The 16757-nt window shown below is 55.8% G+C and carries 14 protein-coding genes and 1 riboswitch; of the genes, 3 read left to right on the forward strand and 11 right to left on the reverse strand.

Features of this window, described 5'->3' with window-relative positions; all coding sequences use genetic code 11:
* Positions 1-2: 2 nt before the first annotated feature.
* From mntP to manX, 5 genes are all read right to left on the reverse strand, one after another.
* Complete coding sequence (gene mntP / locus F8562_RS17825) at positions 3-566, reverse strand: manganese efflux pump MntP (protein ID WP_014838812.1); 564 nt, start codon at positions 564-566, stop codon at positions 3-5.
* A 71-nt stretch (positions 567-637) separates the two neighbouring features.
* Positions 638-792: riboswitch (yybP-ykoY riboswitch) on the reverse strand.
* A 198-nt stretch (positions 793-990) separates the two neighbouring features.
* Positions 991-1449 (reverse strand): DUF986 family protein, encoded by a 459-nt coding sequence (locus tag F8562_RS17830; protein WP_004852044.1) that lies wholly within the window; start codon positions 1447-1449, stop codon positions 991-993.
* 53 nt (positions 1450-1502) lie between these two features.
* Complete coding sequence (locus F8562_RS17835) at positions 1503-2354, reverse strand: PTS mannose transporter subunit IID (RefSeq protein ID WP_004103307.1); 852 nt, start codon at positions 2352-2354, stop codon at positions 1503-1505.
* A 12-nt stretch (positions 2355-2366) separates the two neighbouring features.
* Positions 2367-3167 (reverse strand): PTS mannose transporter subunit IIC, encoded by an 801-nt coding sequence (gene manY / locus F8562_RS17840; RefSeq protein ID WP_004103305.1) that lies wholly within the window; start codon positions 3165-3167, stop codon positions 2367-2369.
* 60 nt (positions 3168-3227) lie between these two features.
* Entirely contained in the window at positions 3228-4196 is a 969-nt protein-coding gene (manX, locus tag F8562_RS17845; RefSeq protein WP_004103303.1) for a PTS mannose transporter subunit IIAB, read from the reverse strand.
* Between the two features lie 446 nt (positions 4197-4642).
* Between manX and yoaE the strand changes: the two genes are divergently transcribed.
* Positions 4643-6202, forward strand: a complete 1560-nt coding sequence (gene yoaE / locus F8562_RS17850; protein ID WP_014838809.1) for a CNNM family cation transport protein YoaE — start codon at positions 4643-4645, stop codon at positions 6200-6202.
* Between the two features lie 38 nt (positions 6203-6240).
* Here yoaE and F8562_RS17855 read toward each other — a convergent pair whose 3' ends face one another.
* From F8562_RS17855 to pabB, 4 genes are all read right to left on the reverse strand, one after another.
* Positions 6241-7806 carry an EAL domain-containing protein gene (locus tag F8562_RS17855; RefSeq protein ID WP_014838808.1) on the reverse strand — a complete coding sequence of 522 codons (1566 nt, stop codon included), beginning with the start codon at positions 7804-7806 and terminating at the stop codon, positions 6241-6243.
* A 131-nt stretch (positions 7807-7937) separates the two neighbouring features.
* Complete coding sequence (gene sdaA, locus F8562_RS17860; protein WP_014229814.1) at positions 7938-9302, reverse strand: L-serine ammonia-lyase; 1365 nt, start codon at positions 9300-9302, stop codon at positions 7938-7940.
* A gap of 162 nt (positions 9303-9464) precedes the next feature.
* The gene (locus tag F8562_RS17865) at positions 9465-10043 is read right to left on the reverse strand and encodes a CoA pyrophosphatase (RefSeq protein WP_004852034.1); all 579 of its coding nucleotides are present in this window, start codon (positions 10041-10043) and stop codon (positions 9465-9467) included.
* A 3-nt stretch (positions 10044-10046) separates the two neighbouring features.
* Positions 10047-11402, reverse strand: a complete 1356-nt coding sequence (gene pabB / locus F8562_RS17870; RefSeq protein ID WP_014838807.1) for an aminodeoxychorismate synthase component 1 — start codon at positions 11400-11402, stop codon at positions 10047-10049.
* Positions 11403-11492: 90 nt separating this feature from the next.
* On the opposite strand from pabB, the gene F8562_RS17875 reads away from it, so the two are divergent.
* Complete coding sequence (locus F8562_RS17875; RefSeq protein WP_004103292.1) at positions 11493-11672, forward strand: YoaH family protein; 180 nt, start codon at positions 11493-11495, stop codon at positions 11670-11672.
* A 14-nt stretch (positions 11673-11686) separates the two neighbouring features.
* Here the strand turns inward: F8562_RS17875 and F8562_RS17880 are convergent, their stop codons facing one another.
* Positions 11687-13699 (reverse strand): heparinase II/III family protein, encoded by a 2013-nt coding sequence (locus tag F8562_RS17880; RefSeq protein WP_014838806.1) that lies wholly within the window; start codon positions 13697-13699, stop codon positions 11687-11689.
* On the reverse strand, positions 13699-14937 hold the full coding sequence (locus F8562_RS17885; protein WP_032721098.1) for an alginate lyase family protein: 1239 nt from the start codon (positions 14935-14937) through the stop codon (positions 13699-13701). Before F8562_RS17885 ends, F8562_RS17880 begins: the two co-directional genes overlap by 1 nt.
* A 525-nt stretch (positions 14938-15462) precedes the next feature.
* Here F8562_RS17885 and F8562_RS17890 point away from each other — a divergent pair.
* The gene (locus tag F8562_RS17890; RefSeq protein WP_014838804.1) at positions 15463-16752 is read left to right on the forward strand and encodes an ABC transporter substrate-binding protein; all 1290 of its coding nucleotides are present in this window, start codon (positions 15463-15465) and stop codon (positions 16750-16752) included.
* The last annotated feature ends 5 nt before the right edge of the window (positions 16753-16757 follow it).

A 16757-nucleotide genomic window follows, 5' to 3' on the forward strand; every position in this document is an offset into this window, starting at 1 on the left:
GATCAGCCGGCGAAATGGCTCCAGAGGATCTGGGCGCCGATGCCAATCAGCACGATACCGCCGAGGATTTCCGCCCGTTTGCCGAGCAGCGGGCCGATAAAACGTCCCACCATCATACCGAGCGTCGACATTATCAGCGTGGCGCAGCCGATAGCCAGCGCGGTGGCGATAATGTTGACCTGCAGAAACGCCAGGCCAACGCCGACGGCCATGGCGTCAAGGCTGGTAGCGAATGCGGTGGTCACCAGCAGCCAGAAACCGTGGCGTCGCGGAGTTTCGCAGTCGTCGTTGCCGCCGCGAAACCCTTCGATAACCATTCGACCGCCGAGAAACACCAGCAGCACAAAGGCAATCCAGTGGTTCCACTCGAGAACGAACTGGCTGGCAAGCATCCCCATTCCCCAACCGACCAGCGGCGTGAGCGTTTCGATAGCGCCAAAGATAAGACCCGTGCGCAGGGCTTCAGAAAATTTAGGTTTATGGAGAGTGGCGCCTTTGCCAATAGAGGCCGCGAAGGCGTCCATGGACATGCCGAAGGCAAGAAGAATTGTAGCGGATACATTCATGAGAGCGTCCTGACCGGGGATAATCCATATGACACATCGCCGCCCCCAGTAAAAATACGCGGCCCATCCTGAAGATGAGGCGCCGCGTACAGCAGCAATGCGTCTATGGTCTCGCCTGATTGAAGACGTTCTTCTTCAACCCGTACGTGCCACGTTTTGCAACGAGTATGTTGACACGTACATTTTCTGGCAGGCAGAAAATTGGCTACTCCCCAACGACGGGCGCAACCTTAACATAATTTTAGAATATAAAACAATAACGGAGTCAGGTTATTTTGCTAACCAAATGATAACGATTTTCATTTAAATTTAGAAGTGAATAATTCGTTAATAAATATCGGCGAATTAAACGAATGGAATATAGCCGCGGCTATATTCCATTCGCCGGGGAATGACAAAATATAGCGCAGGCTATATTTGTAACTCATTGAGTTGAAATGAGAAGTTTGTATATTTTTTCCAGGTCGTCGATATTTTGTACGCGAATTAGCAGGCGACGCTGCTCTAATTGCATGACCAGCACGCCATCTTCCGATAAATTCATCTCTTTAATACGCTTATATTCGATCCAGATATTGGCGAAAAAAAAGCCTTCTTTTTTGAAGATGATTTTGGGTGAACGGATCCAGAAAAGATATAACCCCATCAAGGCCAGGGCAGATAATAGCCAGGTGGTGATAAGTTCGCCCTGGCTGGCAATATTGTTATAAATCAGGATAGCAATGAGGCCGACGAAGATAATGCCATCGACGCGATTGCGGCGGAGCAGGGGGATAGCCAGCAAAACGGGGCCATTGCGGCGCGGCATGATGAACTGATCGTAAATCGCAAACGCGAGCAGAACGAGAATAAACAGGATTAACACCAGGTCCGTGATTGTCATCCATCCTCCAAATAAAAAAGCCGGGGGCAAGCCCCCGGCGCACAGCGTGTAGATTACTGGCCCAGCAGGCCGACAGCGTAGCCCGCGATACCGATGACGAAGAAGCCAACGATGATCCACAGGGCGTTAACTTTCTTGCGCAGCAGCCACATACAGGCGAAGGTCAGCAGCAGCGGCACCAGGCCCGGCATCAGCTGGTCAAGGATAGTCTGCACGGTGGTCACGCGCGTCTGGCCATCCTGACCGGTGATGGTGGAAACCACCAGCGGGATGTTCACGTGCGTCCACTTGTTAACCAATGCCCCCATGACAAACAGGCCGAGAATTGACGCCCCCTCGGTCAGTTTCTGCAGGAAGCCGCCGCCCATATCTTTAACGATATCGATACCTTTACGGTAACCGTACGCTACGCCGTAATAACGGGTCAGCAGACGCACCGCGTTAAACAGGATAAAGAACAGCAGAGGCCCGAGCAGACTGCCGCTCATGGCGATACCTGCGCCCAGCGCGGCGAACACCGGACGAACGGTACCCCAGAAGATAGGGTCGCCCACGCCGGCCAGCGGGCCCATCAGACCAACTTTGATACCGTTGATAGCACCATCGTCGATCTCTGCGCCGTTAGCACGCTGCTCTTCCATCGCCAGCGTTACGCCGAGAACCGGCGCCGCAACGTAGGGATGGGTGTTAAAGAACTCAAGGTGACGCTTAATCGCCTGTTTACGCGCATCGTTGTTCTCCGGATACAGGCGACGAATAGCCGGCACCATGGAGAAGCAGAAGCCCAGCGCCTGCATACGTTCGAAGTTCCATGAACCCTGGAACAGGTTAGAACGAATGAACACGCCACGAATATCACTCTGAGTCAGTTTTTTCTCGGTGGTATTTTTAGTCATATCAACCATTTCGCTCACCTGTTAGTCCAGTTCGTTGTCGAGATCGTTATTACCAGCAGCCTGCACAGGCGCACCCGCTACGCGGTTGTATTTCGGGCTCAGCTGGATGTAGAGCACCGCCATCACGGTACCAATTACACCCAGAGCAACCAGGTTGAAATCGGTGAACGCGGCGGTAACAAAGCCCAGGTAGAAGAACGGCATCAGGTAGCCTGCGCGCATCATATTGATGACCATCGCGTAACCGACGACCACGATCATGCCGCCCGCGATGTTCAGACCGCCGGTAACCACTTCTGGAATGGCGTTCAGCATACCCTGTACTTCGCTGGTACCGACGGAAATCGCCACGATAACGGCAGGGATAGCGATACGCATGGCCTGCAGGAACAGCGATGAAACGTGCAGCCAGGATATGGCCGTCAGGTTTCCATTCTCCGCGGCCTTATCCGCCGCGTGCTGGAAGGCAACGGTGATGGTACGAACGATAATGGTCAGAACCTGGCCTGCCGCGGCCAGCGGGATTGCCAGCGCGATACCGGCACCGATGCTTTGATGGCCGGCGATAACCAGAACGGTAGAGATGATGGAAGCAAGGGCGGCATCCGGCGCAACGGCCGCACCGATGTTCATCCAGCCCAGGGCGATCATTTCCAGGGTACCACCGATAATAATACCGGTTTTCATATCCCCGAGAACGGCGCCAATCAGCGTACAGGCCACCAGAGGACGGTGGAACTGAAATTCATCAAGTACCGACTCCATACCCGCAATACACGCGACGATGAACACCAGCACAATCTGAAGAAAGGTAATCTCCATTGTACTTCTCCTGTTGATTAAGTCTTAAGTTGAAAATTGCGTTGCGATCCGCGGGGTGACTTATTTCACCTTGGCGATCAGATCCATCATTTTCAGTTTCTGGTCGGTGGAAACTTTGCGGGCCTCCAGTTCGATACCGCGGGCATTCAGCTTTTTGAACGCTTCGATATCTTTCTCATCGACCGAAATGGCGTTGTTCACCTGCGTTTTACCCTGGCGGAAAGCCATGCCGCCGATGTTGACGCTGGTGATTTTCACACCGCCTTCAACCACGCGTTCAACGTCCGTTGGGTTAGTGAACAGCAGCATAATGCGCTCGCCTGCGTATTTAGGGTTGTTATAGACGCGGATCATTTTCGCGACGTCTACAACGTGGGCGGTAACGCCCGGAGGAGCAACCTGAGTCAGCAGCGTTTTACGTACGGTATCCGCCGCAACTTCGTCGCTGACGACGATAATGCGGGAAACGTTGGTTTCTTTAGTCCAGCGAGTGGCGACCTGGCCGTGGATTAAACGGTCATCGATACGCGCAAGCCCGATAACCATGTAGTCGTTTGGACCCATTGGCTTCAATGGCGCAGCCGCTTTCGGGGCAGCCGCCTGAACCGGAGCAGGGGCGGCCTTTTCCACCGGCTTCGCTTTCAGCGCCTTAACGCCTTCGCGACCGGTTTCTACCGCCAGGGCAACCAGCTCATCGAACGACGGGTTGTCGTCACGCGCCATCAGCGTTTCGACCAGCATCGGAATATTAACGCCCGCGATGACTTCATAATGTTCTTTATCGACGACAATGCGGCTGGCCGCGTTAAACGGGCTGCCTCCCCATGTATCGACGAGAAATAACACGCCTTTTGCTGTATCCAGCTTTGCCAGCTGAGCGTTGTACTTTTCGATTAACGTTTCCGCGTTTTCGCCAGGGACGAAATCAATCCAGCCAACGTTTTCCTGTTCGCCCAGCAGCATTTCTGCCGTTTTTAACAGCTGTTCTGCAGCCCAACCATGTGTGCCTATTACAATAGCAATCGTCACTTGCTACCTCCTTTATAATCGTGAATGCATCATCTGTTCTGATACATCCTGAATCACTCTTGCGAACAAAATCGATTCAGTAAGGGTGTAAGATATAAAGTAATTACTACAGCGAATTATTTTAGACAGTGAAAAAATAATTAATGTGATGAAGCTCCGCTAATTATGCATCTGTTGGTAATTATTTTGCAGCGCAAAAAATACTCTTAGCTATTGCAAAGACAGGTAAATTTTTTCCAATTATGCTCTATATTTTGCTATGTTTACGTTCCGTTTAATTACTCAGGAGTATAGGGCATAGCCCGCTATATGGACCGTCACCGACGTCTTTTCACCTTCCGGCACGCGTTTGCCGCCGCCACCTGCTACGTCTTTTCACCAGCAACAAGTGTCTCGTCTGTGCATGACACAGCGATGACTACGCCTGCCGTTAACTGGAGCTGCTCATGGAATTCTTAATGGATCCCTCTATTTGGGCCGGTTTGCTGACGCTTGTCGTCCTTGAAATCGTACTGGGTATCGACAACCTGGTGTTTATCGCCATCCTTGCCGACAAGCTGCCGCCAAAGCAGCGGGACAAGGCGCGCCTGATCGGCCTCTCGCTGGCGCTGTTTATGCGCCTGGGTCTGCTGTCGGTTATTTCGTGGATGGTGACCCTGACGAAACCGCTTTTCAGCGTTGCCGATTTCTCGTTTTCAGGACGCGACCTGATCATGCTGCTCGGGGGGATATTCCTGCTGTTTAAGGCGACCACCGAACTGCATGAACGGCTGGAGAACCGCCAGCATGACTCCGGTCATGGTAAAGGCTATGCCAGCTTCTGGGTGGTGGTACTACAAATCGTGGTGCTGGATGCCGTGTTCTCGCTGGACGCCGTGATTACCGCGGTCGGGATGGTTAACCACCTGCCGGTGATGATGGCGGCGGTGGTGATCGCGATGGCGGTGATGCTGCTGGCTTCGAAGCCGTTGACTAATTTTGTCAACCAGCATCCGACGGTGGTAGTGCTCTGTCTGAGCTTCCTGCTGATGATCGGCCTGAGCCTGGTGGCTGAAGGTTTTGGTTTCCATATACCGAAAGGTTACCTGTACGCCGCGATTGGCTTCTCGATAACCATCGAGTTCTTTAACCAGATTGCGCGCCGTAACTTTATTCGTCATCAATCGACCCTGCCTCTGCGCGCGCGCACTGCCGATGCGATCCTCCGTCTGATGGGCGGGCGTAAGCAAAGCACCGCGGCGCATGATAGCGATAGCGCGTCGGTCGTGCCGATCCCCGAAGGCGCGTTTGCGGAAGAAGAGCGCTACATGATTAACGGCGTGCTGACCCTGGCCCAGCGTTCGTTGCGCAGCATTATGACCCCGCGCGGGGAAATTAGCTGGGTAAACGCCGAGCAAAGCGAAGAGGAAATTCGCCGTCAGCTGCTCTCTTCACCGCACAGCCTGTTCCCGGTCTGCCGCGGCGAGCTGGATGAAATCATCGGTATCGTGCGGGCGAAAGAGATGCTGGTGGCGCTGGAAGCGGGTGACAACGTTGCCGCTCTGGCTTCCGCCTCGCCGGCGATTGTGGTCCCGGAAACTTTGGACCCGATCAATCTGCTGGGCGTGCTGCGCCGCGCCCGCGGTAGCTTTGTCATCGTGACTAACGAGTTTGGCGTCGTACAGGGGCTGGTTACGCCGCTGGACGTACTGGAGGCGATTGCCGGCGAGTTCCCGGACGCTGACGAAACGCCGGAAATTGTCATCGACGGCGACGGCTGGCTGGTGAAAGGTTCAACCGACGTGCATGCGTTGCAGCAGGCGTTGGGGGTAGACGATCTGGTCGATGAGGACGAAGATATTGCCACGGTTGCCGGCCTGGTGATTGCCGTCAACGGCCATATTCCGCGTCCGGGCGACGTGCTTGAACTGTCACCTTTGCAGTTCACGATTGTTGAAGCCAACGACTATCGCGTCGATCTGGTACGGGTCGTCAAGCTGCGACAGTATAACGACGAAGAAGAGTAACGGTTGATGCCCGTCGGCCCTCGGGCCGCCGGGCATTTTTAAGCGTTCAGCTCCCGATGCTTTTCCGCCGCCAGCCACTGCGGAAAGTCCTCTACCGGCATCGGCCGGGCGTAGTAAAATCCCTGCAATAAATCGACGCCGTTGCCGCGCAGATACTCTTCCTGATCCCGGGTCTCTACCCCTTCCGCGACCGTCACAATCTTCAGCCGGTGGGCGAGAGCAATGATCATGTCGGTCACCGTTGCGTTGACGCTATCAATTCCAATTGCGCTGGTGAAGGATTTATCGATCTTCAATACGTCAGGACGCAGCTTTTCCAGCCAGGAAAGGGAGCTGTTGCCGGTGCCGAAATCGTCGATGGCCAGCTTTACTCCCTTAAAATGGAGATGTTCGGCCATATGGTGATCGCCATCCTGGAGTACGTCGCGTTCGGTGAGCTCAACCACCAGCTGCTGTACCGGATGGGCGCTGAACCAGTAGTGATGCAGATCGCGCAGCAGTTCGCCGTTGGCGAAATGGCGGGCGGCGACGTTGATGCTGATGTGAAAATGTTTGTCCTGCGGAAAAAGGGCTAATTTGTGGGCCGTCTGGGAGATGACATAGCGGGTGAGGGGAACGATCAGATTATAGCCTTCGGCTATGGGGATAAACACCTCCGGCGAGATAGCGCCTCTGCGTGGATTATTCCACCGCAGCAGTATTTCCACGCCGCAGCACTGACGGGTGCGCAGGTCCTGCAGGGGCTGGCACCAAAGCGTGAACTCGTGGGCGGCAATACCGAGATTAATTTCCCGGGAAAAGCTCATTCTTCCCGCGGTCGCCAGCCAGGCGATGCCGGTCATTAACAGGCTGATTATCAGCGCCAGCGGCAGTTCGCCCGGTAGCTCATTGAGGGCGACCGCTGAGGCGCCCGGCCCGCTGACGTTAATGGTGAAGGGAAACTGCGTCGACGACTGGCGGTAGATGATTTGCTCGCCAGGCAAGGATTCCTGTTTAATCAGCCCGGAACCGCTAATAAAGCTTTTATCGCCAACGCTGAGGCCAATTCCGGTAATTAATGGCGATTTTGCGTTAAAAATTAACTCGCCCAGCAGCTCGATATTGATCACCAGCAGCACGCCGTCGGCGCCGCTAAGCGAAGCGGGATACCACTGGATAAGTACCGGCGTCCCTTTAAGCAGCGATGCGTCGTAGCTGAAGGTAAGCAGGGCGTGGTTGGCGGGGAGCGCCGGCTGTAACTGGTGAACCGGAATATTTCGTTGGCCAAAAATACTCGAGCAATAGAGCAGGTCAGACTGGACCAGCGCGATGGAACGTACCGTTTGCAGCGATGCTGCCAGCTTACGTAACGTGAGGTGGACGTCCTGACAGGGCTGGTTCACAAGTTGCAGCAGCGTGGCGTGCTGGGCCGCCAGGGGCCGCAGAATATTATCCATTGCGGCCACCATTTTATTGGTGCTGAGCTGGACGCGCTGCTGATTTAAGCTACGCTGCGAAATAAATCGTATCACTAATGTTGTCGTCAGGGTCAGTAGCGCGACCAGCAAGCAAACCAGGATACGTTTCCTGCGGTAGGTTGTGATAACTTTTTGTGCAGTCTGCATGCGCGACGCCCTGTCGGCTAAAAGTGTTAATGAGAGTAACAGCCGTTATAGAGCAAGTGTAGTGGGCGCAGATAATAATATAGCGTGGAAAAAGAAGAATGCGCCCGGGGGCGCATTCTGTAGGACACGGATTAGTCGCACTGAACTTTAATCGCCAGGCCGCCGCGCGAGGTTTCCCGGTATTTGGCGTTCATGTCTTTACCGGTCTCGTACATGGTCTCAATGACTTTATCGAGCGAGACGCGCGGCTCGCTGGTGCGGCGCATGGCCATCCGGCTGGCGTTGATCGCTTTGACGGAGGCAATGGCGTTACGTTCGATGCACGGCACCTGTACCTGGCCGGCCACCGGGTCGCAGGTGAGGCCGAGGTTGTGCTCCATGCCGATTTCCGCCGCCACGCAGACCTGCTCGGGGCTGGCGCCAAGGATTTCCGCCAGGCCCGCAGCGGCCATCGAGCAGGCCACGCCCACTTCGCCCTGACAGCCCACCTCCGCGCCGGAAATGGACGCGTTCATTTTATACAGCGTGCCGATAGCCCCTGACGCCAGGAAGTAACGAATATAGATATCCGGGCTGACGGACTCGATAAAGTGGTCGTAGTAAGCCAGCACCGCCGGTACGATGCCGCAGGCGCCGTTCGTCGGTGCCGTCACCACGCGGCCACCGGCGGCGTTTTCTTCGTTGACCGCCAGCGCGAACATGTTGACCCAGTCCACCACGTTCATCGGATCGTGGGAGAGTTTATCGCTGGCAACCAGCATCCGCCGCAGCGCCGAGGCGCGACGAGGCACGCGCAGCGGGCCGGGCAGAACGCCTTCGGTATTCATTCCGCGATCGATACAGGCGCGCATGGTCTGCCAGATATTGGCAAAATAGTCTTCAATCTCTTTTTTGCTGTGCAGCGCCAGCTCATTCTGCATCACCATGCCGGAGAGCGACATGCCGGTCTCTTTACAGTAGCCCAGCATTTCCTGAGCGGATTTAAACGGATAGGGTACGGCGAGTTCGCTGGCGCTCTCTTTGCCGAAATGCTCTTCATCGACGATAAAACCGCCGCCGATGGAGTAATAGGTTTTGCTGTAGATTTCTTTCTCGCCAGCCCAGGCATGAATGGTCATGCCGTTTTCATGCAGCGGCAGGTTGTCGCTGCGAAAACGCATGCCGTCATTCTGCGGGAAATCGACCTCATGCTGCCCCTGGGCCAGCAGCAGGCGACCGCGCGTTTCAACGTCGCGGATAAATGCCGGTATCGCGTCAATATCGACCGTATCGGGCTGATTGCCCGCCAGTCCCATAATAATGGCGATATCCGTATGGTGGCCTTTGCCGGTTAATGACAGTGAGCCGTAGACGTCAACCGCCACGCGCGTCACTTCATTAAGCAATCCCTTTTCGACCAGGTCATCGACGAACTGTTTACCGGCCTTCATCGGCCCTACAGTATGGGAAGATGAGGGGCCGATCCCCACCTTGAACATGTCGAATATACTAATCACGCTAACACTCCTGACAGGGTTGTCGCGGGTGCGACAACGATGTAATCACTGCGCATAGTGTAAGAGGGAACCGGGTCATCGGCTTATCTATTCACATGAATTAAACTAATAGATAACCGCGGATTTACTAATGCTGAGAACGCCGTCTCAGTTTGAGGATAGCTAAGGACGGGCGCCTATCTGTAGCGCCAGCTCGCGAATAATGCCGGCGGTCATTCCCCAGACAAAATAATGCTGGTACCAGGAGAGCCAGACGCGATGCGAATTGCCGCGGCGATGGATATCCAGCGGATGGTAGCGCCCCAGGCGCAGCGCTTCGGCCAGCGGCATTTCGAAGACCGCGGCCACTTCATCCTGGCTGGCGTGATAGTGCAAATTGGGTGGGATAATCCCTACCACCGGAGTAACCTGAAAGCCGGTCACGCTATCGACCGGCGGCAGAACGCCAATCACCTCAACCGACTCCGGCGGGATCGCCACCTCTTCCTGCGCTTCACGCAGCGCGGCGGCGATTAGCGTTGCATCGCTGTTATCTACCGCGCCGCCGGGGAAGGCCACCTGACCCGCATGCTTGCGCATCAGCGGCGAACGCTGGGTCAGCAGCAGCCCCGGCTGCGGGCGGCGAACTATCGGTACCAGCACCGCGGCCTGGCGCTGGTTGAGCGCGTGGCGCGTGGGCTGCGGACGCAGAAGCTGAAAACGCGAGAGGAAATCGTCAAGTTCGAGGGCGCTGTCCGCCATGTTCTAGCTCTCCAGTTGATGCAGGATACGATTAACTTTATCAAAAGTTTCCTGATATTCCGCTGCCTGTTCGCTATCGGCCACAATTCCGCCGCCGGCGGAGCAGTAGAGGTGTCCCTGCCAGGCCGTCAGCGTACGGATAGTGATACTGGTATCCATGTTGCCGCAGAAGCTGAGATAGCCGATGCTGCCGCACCACGCGTTGCGCCGCTGCGGTTCCAGTTCATCGATGATCTCCATCGCTCTGACCTTCGGCGCGCCGGTGATTGAGCCGCCGGGAAAGGCCGCGCGCAGCAGGTCGGCGGCGTGCAGATGAGCGGGCAGCCTGGCGGTGACGGTGCTCACCAGATGATGCACGGCGGGGAAGGGTTCCACCACAAACAGCTCAGGAACGCGAACGCTACCGGGTACCGCAACCCGGCCAATATCGTTACGCATTAAATCGACGATCATCAGATTTTCGGCGCGGTCTTTTGGCGAGTTCGCCAGCTTTTGCGCCTGCAGCGCGTCCTGCTCAGGGTCGGTCAGCCTGGGTAATGTCCCCTTAATGGGCCGGGTCTGAATTTCGCCTTGCCGGAGCTGAATAAAACGCTCGGGCGACAGGCTTAATACGGCCCCTTCATCCAGGCGAATAAAGGCGCTGAACGGCGCGCGATTGGCGCGGTTAAGCTGACGGAAGGCCTGCCACTCATCCCCGCGATAGCTCGCCGTAAACCGCTGCGCCAGGTTGACCTGATAGCAGTCGCCGCTGTGCAGATAAGCCTGAATCTGGCGGAACTTCTCGCCATACTCTTCGCGGCTCATATTAGCGCGCCACGCTGAGGTCAGGGTAAAGGTTGCAGCGACAGGCGCAGTCTGTGCTTCCAGCCACGCCAGGCGCGCCTGCGGATCGTCATAGCTGAATAACGATACCTCCCGGCGCTGATGATCGACGATTAACGCCCAGTCATAAATACCTACCGCCATATCCGGCAGTTCGATATCCGCGTCGGCCCGCGCCGGCAGATGTTCAAAACGACGACCCAAATCGTAGCCGAACAGTCCCAGCGCGCCGCCGAGAAACGGCAGATGCGGATGAGGCTGCGGCTGCAGGTTACAGTGCGCCAGCTGCTGATGCACCAGCGTAAGCGGATCGGCGGCGGAGGTTGAGACGGTTTCCCCTTCGCGTAGGGTGGTTAGTTGACCGTGAGTCACCAGCGTGGCGCGCGGCTGGGCGACAATGATGTCAAAACGGTTATGCGCATGTTCGGCAAAACCGGAATGCAGCAGCATCGCCCAGGGCTGGGAACTTAACGGGCTAAAATAGTATTCAGCGGCATCCGGGCGCCAGGGCAGGGAAATCATTGCGGGGGACAACATCGTCTTCTTCAATCCTGATCGTTACCGTCCGCTGGTATACGCGCGGACGGCGTGAAATAATTACGCCCCACAATGTAGCAGGAGTCAGTCATGTTTGCAGGTTTACCTTCGCTGAGCCACGAGCAGCAGCAAAAAGCAGTGGAACGAATTCAGGAGCTGATGTCGCAGGGCATGAGCAGCGGCCAGGCGATTGCTTTAGTGGCGGATGAACTGCGCGCCTCGCATACCGGGGATCGGATTGTGGCGCGCTTTGAGGATGAAGACGAATAAATCCCCCGTTGCGATCATATGCCGCTTTCCGGGAGCGGAAGGATCGCATCAGGTCGTTTCCCGGGATCGTCGTACAGCGTCACGTGCGTTACGCGATCGCCGCGCCAGAAGGTAATGTGCGTACCGGCTGGCGTATGATGCACATTCACCTCCGTCAGCGGCGCGCGGTTAGCGAAATCCCACAGGCAGACGAAACGTGCCTGCGGCAGGTGATTGCGCATCACCAGATAGCTGAGATCGCGAATCGCCGGGTTATCGGGCGCCAGCCCTTGCCAGAGTTCACCATCGCCGGAAAGCCAGAGCGCAACGGTGTCTTTGTCGCGCGCAAAGTGGCGCGGCTGGCAGCCGTTCAGCGGGGTCATGGTGGCATTGGCCATGTGCCGCAGCGGTCCGCTGAGCGAAAAAGGCTGCGGCGTACCGCTCTGGTCCAGCGCCCGCGCCGCCAGGTGCAGGGTCCAGTCAAGCTGCTGGCGATGCGGATTTTCCACGGTAGAGAGATCGATCAGTACCTCTTCAAGCCACAGCAGGCGACGGCGAAAGCGTACGCCTCGCCAGGCCGCCGCGTCCCACTCGACCCGGCTATGGCTGTTGAGCTCCGGCGGCGGCTTCCCCCAGTCAACCTCGCTATCCAGCCACAGAGAGTCGCTATCCATATGCCAGCCTAGCACCTGCGGATTGGCCGGAGGCTGGTTGGTCTGATTGACCGAAAGCGTATTGTGGGTGGCGCTGTTTTTGTAATAGTCATAGTGCATTTTCGCACCGTAGCCGGTGGTGCCCATATCCGTGAGCAGCCAGCCGTCGCGATGCCAGAGCATCAGCCCCAGCCTGTCGTAATGGTCGTGCTCGCCGCCCCAGGGGCTGTGCTTAATCAGCAGCGCCTGCTGCGGTCGCCGCCATAACGTCAGGCCGGCGCCGGGCGCAAACAGCGACTGCTGCGGGATCAGCGGCAGGGGCGTTTCCGGCAGGGGGGGTTCGCGCCACAGTAAGGTTTCACGCTCGTCGGGCGTCGTTTCGGTAAACTGCAGCACCGCGGCGTACTGCGGGTCACGCCAGATAAACCAGGCGAACTCGTAAAGATCCCGATGGTTGAGCTTCTCCTGCCCGGCGAGGCAGTCATTAAGCCGCGGGAAGGTGCCGTCCGGCAGCAGCAGCGACAGCGGGAACGTCAGCATCGCCTGATACCACGGGCCGTCCAGCAGGCTCCAGCGGGTGCCGCGCGCCAGCTTCTCAAACGCCAGAAAGCCCTGCAGCGCGTAGTAGTGATAGTGAACGGAGCCTTCAAACCATAGCCCCTCCGCCAGCAGGCCATTTTCCAGCTGCCAGCGCAGGCCGTACGGCTGGTTCACGGCAAACTCCAGCAGCGTCTCCTCTTCGAGGATGAAACCCAGTACGCCAAGCGCCGCGCTGATTTTAACCTCATGGTTGTGGATCTGCGGGCTACGATGGTCGCGCAAAAACGCTGCAGCGCAGCGCAGCAGGTTTTCACTGATGTGCCGCTGCTCGCCGGGCGCCAGGCTGTCGCGAATGAAGTCATAACCCAGCGCCATTTCCAGAATGCAGTTGGCTTCGCACAGCGTCTGGGCGTTCATCTTGCCCGGTCCGTTGTTGGGAATATCGCCGTGGATCTCATAGCCGGGATAGACATCCGCGTAGCCCATCAGCAGCGTGCGAACTTTATCGCGATACGCCGTTTCGCCGGTCAGCCGCCATAACAGGCCAAGCTGCTGACAGGCGCTGGCGTTACGGCCATTCATCTCGCGCCACCATGCGCCATCCCACGGTTCACCGCTAAATATTTCCCCATCGACCGGGCAGGCATGCTGGTGGGGCGTATCCGCCCGCCACGCCAGGCGCACGCCGTGGCGCGGACAAAAGTAGTAGAGATTCCAGCTGGCGATCCCTGACTGCGGAATGCGAACCGCTGCATCTAATACCGGCTGAGCATCCTTCACCAGCCGTTCAAGCAGTCCGCTATTCGCGGCTGCACGTCCGACAATGTCGGGCCAGAGCCCGGAGAATTGTTTCATTAGCGGTTATCCCTGACCTCTGACGATGCGGAAAGCGGGGCGATGAGCGTAGTGATATCGTCGGGGTATTTCGCCCGCAGCCACTGCGCTTTGTCACGGAACAGCGGATCTTCCGGCCAGGCGTGCGCGGCGGTGGCGATATTGCGCAGCGCTTTCTTGTCATCCATTTTATCCAGGTCCTTCCAGGGCCACGGCGTATCGCTGTTAATAAACCCGGCGATGTATTGATAGCCTTTGCGCAGGCTATGGTCGTCGAGGGTGAAGTTCCAGATATCGACGCCCGCCTTCTCGCCGAGCCTTCCCAGGCGGTTGTAGGCTTCAAGGTTAAAATTGCTGTAGTGCCACGGGCGCGTGCGCTCCAGTTCGGCCATCTGGCGGCCTTCAATATCAAATTGTCCCGCAATACGCCGCAGCTGGGTGATGTACAGGCGCTTTTTCGCCTCGTCGGTTTTCCCACTGAACAGGGCGAAGGCGGCGGCCTGCATATCGAAATAGCTGCCGTGATTGTTATGCCAGTTCTCTTCTTCAAAGCCGTTCTGGCTGGTGGTCATCCAGTGATAATAGTCACCAAACCACTGCTTCAATGCGCTAACGTCGTTTTCGCTCAGCGCATCGGAGGATTGCAGCAGGGCGATGGCGTCAACGACGTCAACCAGCGCGCGGCTATCAATAATGCCGATACCGCGTCCGGTATTGATGCCGGGAATGGCCTGGGCATGCTGCAGGTTGGGGGTCATGCGCGTTTTGGGATCGAGGAACCAGGTCTTTAACTGCGCCGCCGCCTTTTGCGCGTAGCGTTCGTCGTGAGAGAAGTACCACGCCAGCGCCAGCGTTGACACGTCGTTACTCATCTTCACCAGCCGGTTCTTATCGGTGGCGTCGCTATTGGCGTCAGGGTTGGTTTGCCCATCTTTGCGAATATAAGGAAGCCCGTCTTTGGTATCGGGATTCGGCCACCAGTAAGGCGGAAAGCTGTAGTAGTCGTGCTTATTGCCGCTGGCGGCGACCAGCGTTTTATCCATCACCGAGAACAGCGGATGATTGAGCGCCAGATCGGCTTTTTTTAGCAGCGCCGCTTGCGCCTGAACAAATAGCGGATCTTTCGCGGCGATCTGCTGCCGGCTAAAGGCTAAATCCTTTCCGTCTAGCGTATATGGCTCGGCGGCATACGAGGCGGCGCTCAAGCCGGAACAAAACAGCGCAATGCCTAACAAACCTCGGCGGGGTATTGAGTTCATCGTGATAACCCTTCTGCAAATATGAGAAAAGATAACAACAGAATTATACCTGACGCGTATTTAAAGAACGCGTGAAACAGGCGGTGTAATTAAAAACAATATATTTAAATATTCGATGGCGAGCAGTGTAAAAGACAAAGTGATTTTTTTTGTGATGTCCTTCAAGTTTAACGTTTTGGATAAATAATGACGCTTTTAATGCAGCGTACATCACGTTTTTTGCCGTTTTTCTCTGTTTTTTGAATCTTTTAACAAAATCAGTAAAATTATAATCAATTGATTTTTATGATTATTTATTTTTTGTCACTTTTTTTGTCACTTCCGTGTGTGATCTGTCTCAATTTTCTTGTTTTTGAAACGCAATTTCTTTTTTATACGGTTGTATTGGGAAATACATTTCTATCTAATGAATGGAAATAATTCTTGCGCCAGCTGTATTAACGCCTGAGCGATATTCAAATTCTTTTTCGTGTATTAATTGAGAATTTAATTACCTTTGTGCCCTACAATAAAGGATATGCCATCATGTCTGCCTGTAAATTACGTTCACTGTTACTTCTCACCGCACTCGGGCTCGGCGTTAGTCAAAGTTACGCCACCACCACTCTCAACGTCTGGATCCGCGCCAGCAATGACTCGAAGAATATCTACAAACAGGAGGCGGAAAAATTTGAAGAAAAAACCGGTATCAAAATCGCGTATTTCAACGCCACCACCGACTTTGAACAGCGGCTGGCGCGCGCCACGGCGGGCAACGCCTTACCCGATTTGATTTTTAACGATGCGGCGTCGCTGGGGCAGTTCATCCAGCTGGGTATTGCCGAAGAAATTGACCCGCAGACGATCGCGGGCGGCGACCAGCTATTCCAGACGGCATGGAAGAGTACCCGCTATATCGACGGTAAGTACTACGGCGTGCCGACCTCGGCGCAAACTTTCGCGCTCTTCGTGCGTAAAGACTGGCGTGAAAAACTGGGGCTGCCGCAGCCTAAGAGCTGGGATGATATCCAGACGCTGGCGAAAGCCTTCACCACTCAGGATCCCGATGGTAACGGCAAAAATGATACCTACGGCTTTATCGTTCCCGCTTCCACGACGCGCGGCTACGCCAGCTGGTTTATGAGCAGCTTTATCTGGCAGGCGGGTGGTGATTTCGTTAAAGAAGAGAACGGAAAATTCAGCGCTTCGCTCAATACGCCGGAAGTGGCTCAGGCGATGACCTTTATGCGCACCATGATGTGCGACAAAGTCACCCAGCCGGGCGCGATTAACGCCACCACCGCCGACGTTATTCCCTCCTTCCGCTCCGGGCAAAGCGGCATGTTCTTCAGCGGGCCGTACCATATCGCGCTGTTCGATAAAGACCCCGGTAAAGACAACTTCGAAGTGATCCCGGTGGCGGGGCCGAAAGGCGAAGCCACCCTCGCCGAGGGCACCACGGTCTTTATGATGAAGAGCAGCATACAGAAAGAGGCCGCGCGAAAATTTATCGAATTTATGATCTCTGCGGAAGGCCAGGAGATCGGCATGGGTAAAGGCAGCCAGCATATTCCGGTAGTGCGTCTGCCGGTGAATAAGAACGTCGACGTCAAAGCCGTGTATCAGGACGCGCGCTGGGAAACTTTCGCCAGACTTTACAATGAACAGGGACGCTACGTGCCGCAAATTCCCAACTGGACGCCGGTGCGTCAGGTGGCCGCCGACGGTTTTAACCGGATTTTTGCCGACTGCGGCAGCGATATTCCCGGCGAGCTGAGGACGCTCGACGGCAAGGTGAACGCTGAGCTGAAAAAACAAAATGTGCTGGCTAACTGAGGACA

The organism is Klebsiella sp. RCJ4 (assembly GCF_009025755.1).
Taxonomy (GTDB): Bacteria; Pseudomonadota; Gammaproteobacteria; order Enterobacterales; family Enterobacteriaceae; genus Klebsiella; species Klebsiella michiganensis.

Coding starts and splice junctions, on each gene's coding strand:
- manY (WP_004103305.1), bottom strand. CDS start 3,167: ATGGAGATTACCTTTCTTCAGATTGTGCTGGTGTTCATCGTCGCGTGT.
- pabB (WP_014838807.1), bottom strand. CDS start 11,402: ATGTTGTCCCCCGCAATGATTTCCCTGCCCTGGCGCCCGGATGCCGCT.
- F8562_RS17835 (WP_004103307.1), bottom strand. CDS start 2,354: ATGGTTGATATGACTAAAAATACCACCGAGAAAAAACTGACTCAGAGT.
- F8562_RS17855 (WP_014838808.1), bottom strand. CDS start 7,806: ATGCAGACTGCACAAAAAGTTATCACAACCTACCGCAGGAAACGTATC.
- F8562_RS17865 (WP_004852034.1), bottom strand. CDS start 10,043: ATGGCGGACAGCGCCCTCGAACTTGACGATTTCCTCTCGCGTTTTCAG.
- F8562_RS17890 (WP_014838804.1), top strand. CDS start 15,463: ATGTCTGCCTGTAAATTACGTTCACTGTTACTTCTCACCGCACTCGGG.
- F8562_RS17830 (WP_004852044.1), bottom strand. CDS start 1,449: ATGACAATCACGGACCTGGTGTTAATCCTGTTTATTCTCGTTCTGCTC.
- F8562_RS17885 (WP_032721098.1), bottom strand. CDS start 14,937: ATGAACTCAATACCCCGCCGAGGTTTGTTAGGCATTGCGCTGTTTTGT.
- yoaE (WP_014838809.1), top strand. CDS start 4,643: ATGGAATTCTTAATGGATCCCTCTATTTGGGCCGGTTTGCTGACGCTT.
- mntP (WP_014838812.1), bottom strand. CDS start 566: ATGAATGTATCCGCTACAATTCTTCTTGCCTTCGGCATGTCCATGGAC.
- F8562_RS17880 (WP_014838806.1), bottom strand. CDS start 13,699: ATGAAACAATTCTCCGGGCTCTGGCCCGACATTGTCGGACGTGCAGCC.
- F8562_RS17875 (WP_004103292.1), top strand. CDS start 11,493: ATGTTTGCAGGTTTACCTTCGCTGAGCCACGAGCAGCAGCAAAAAGCA.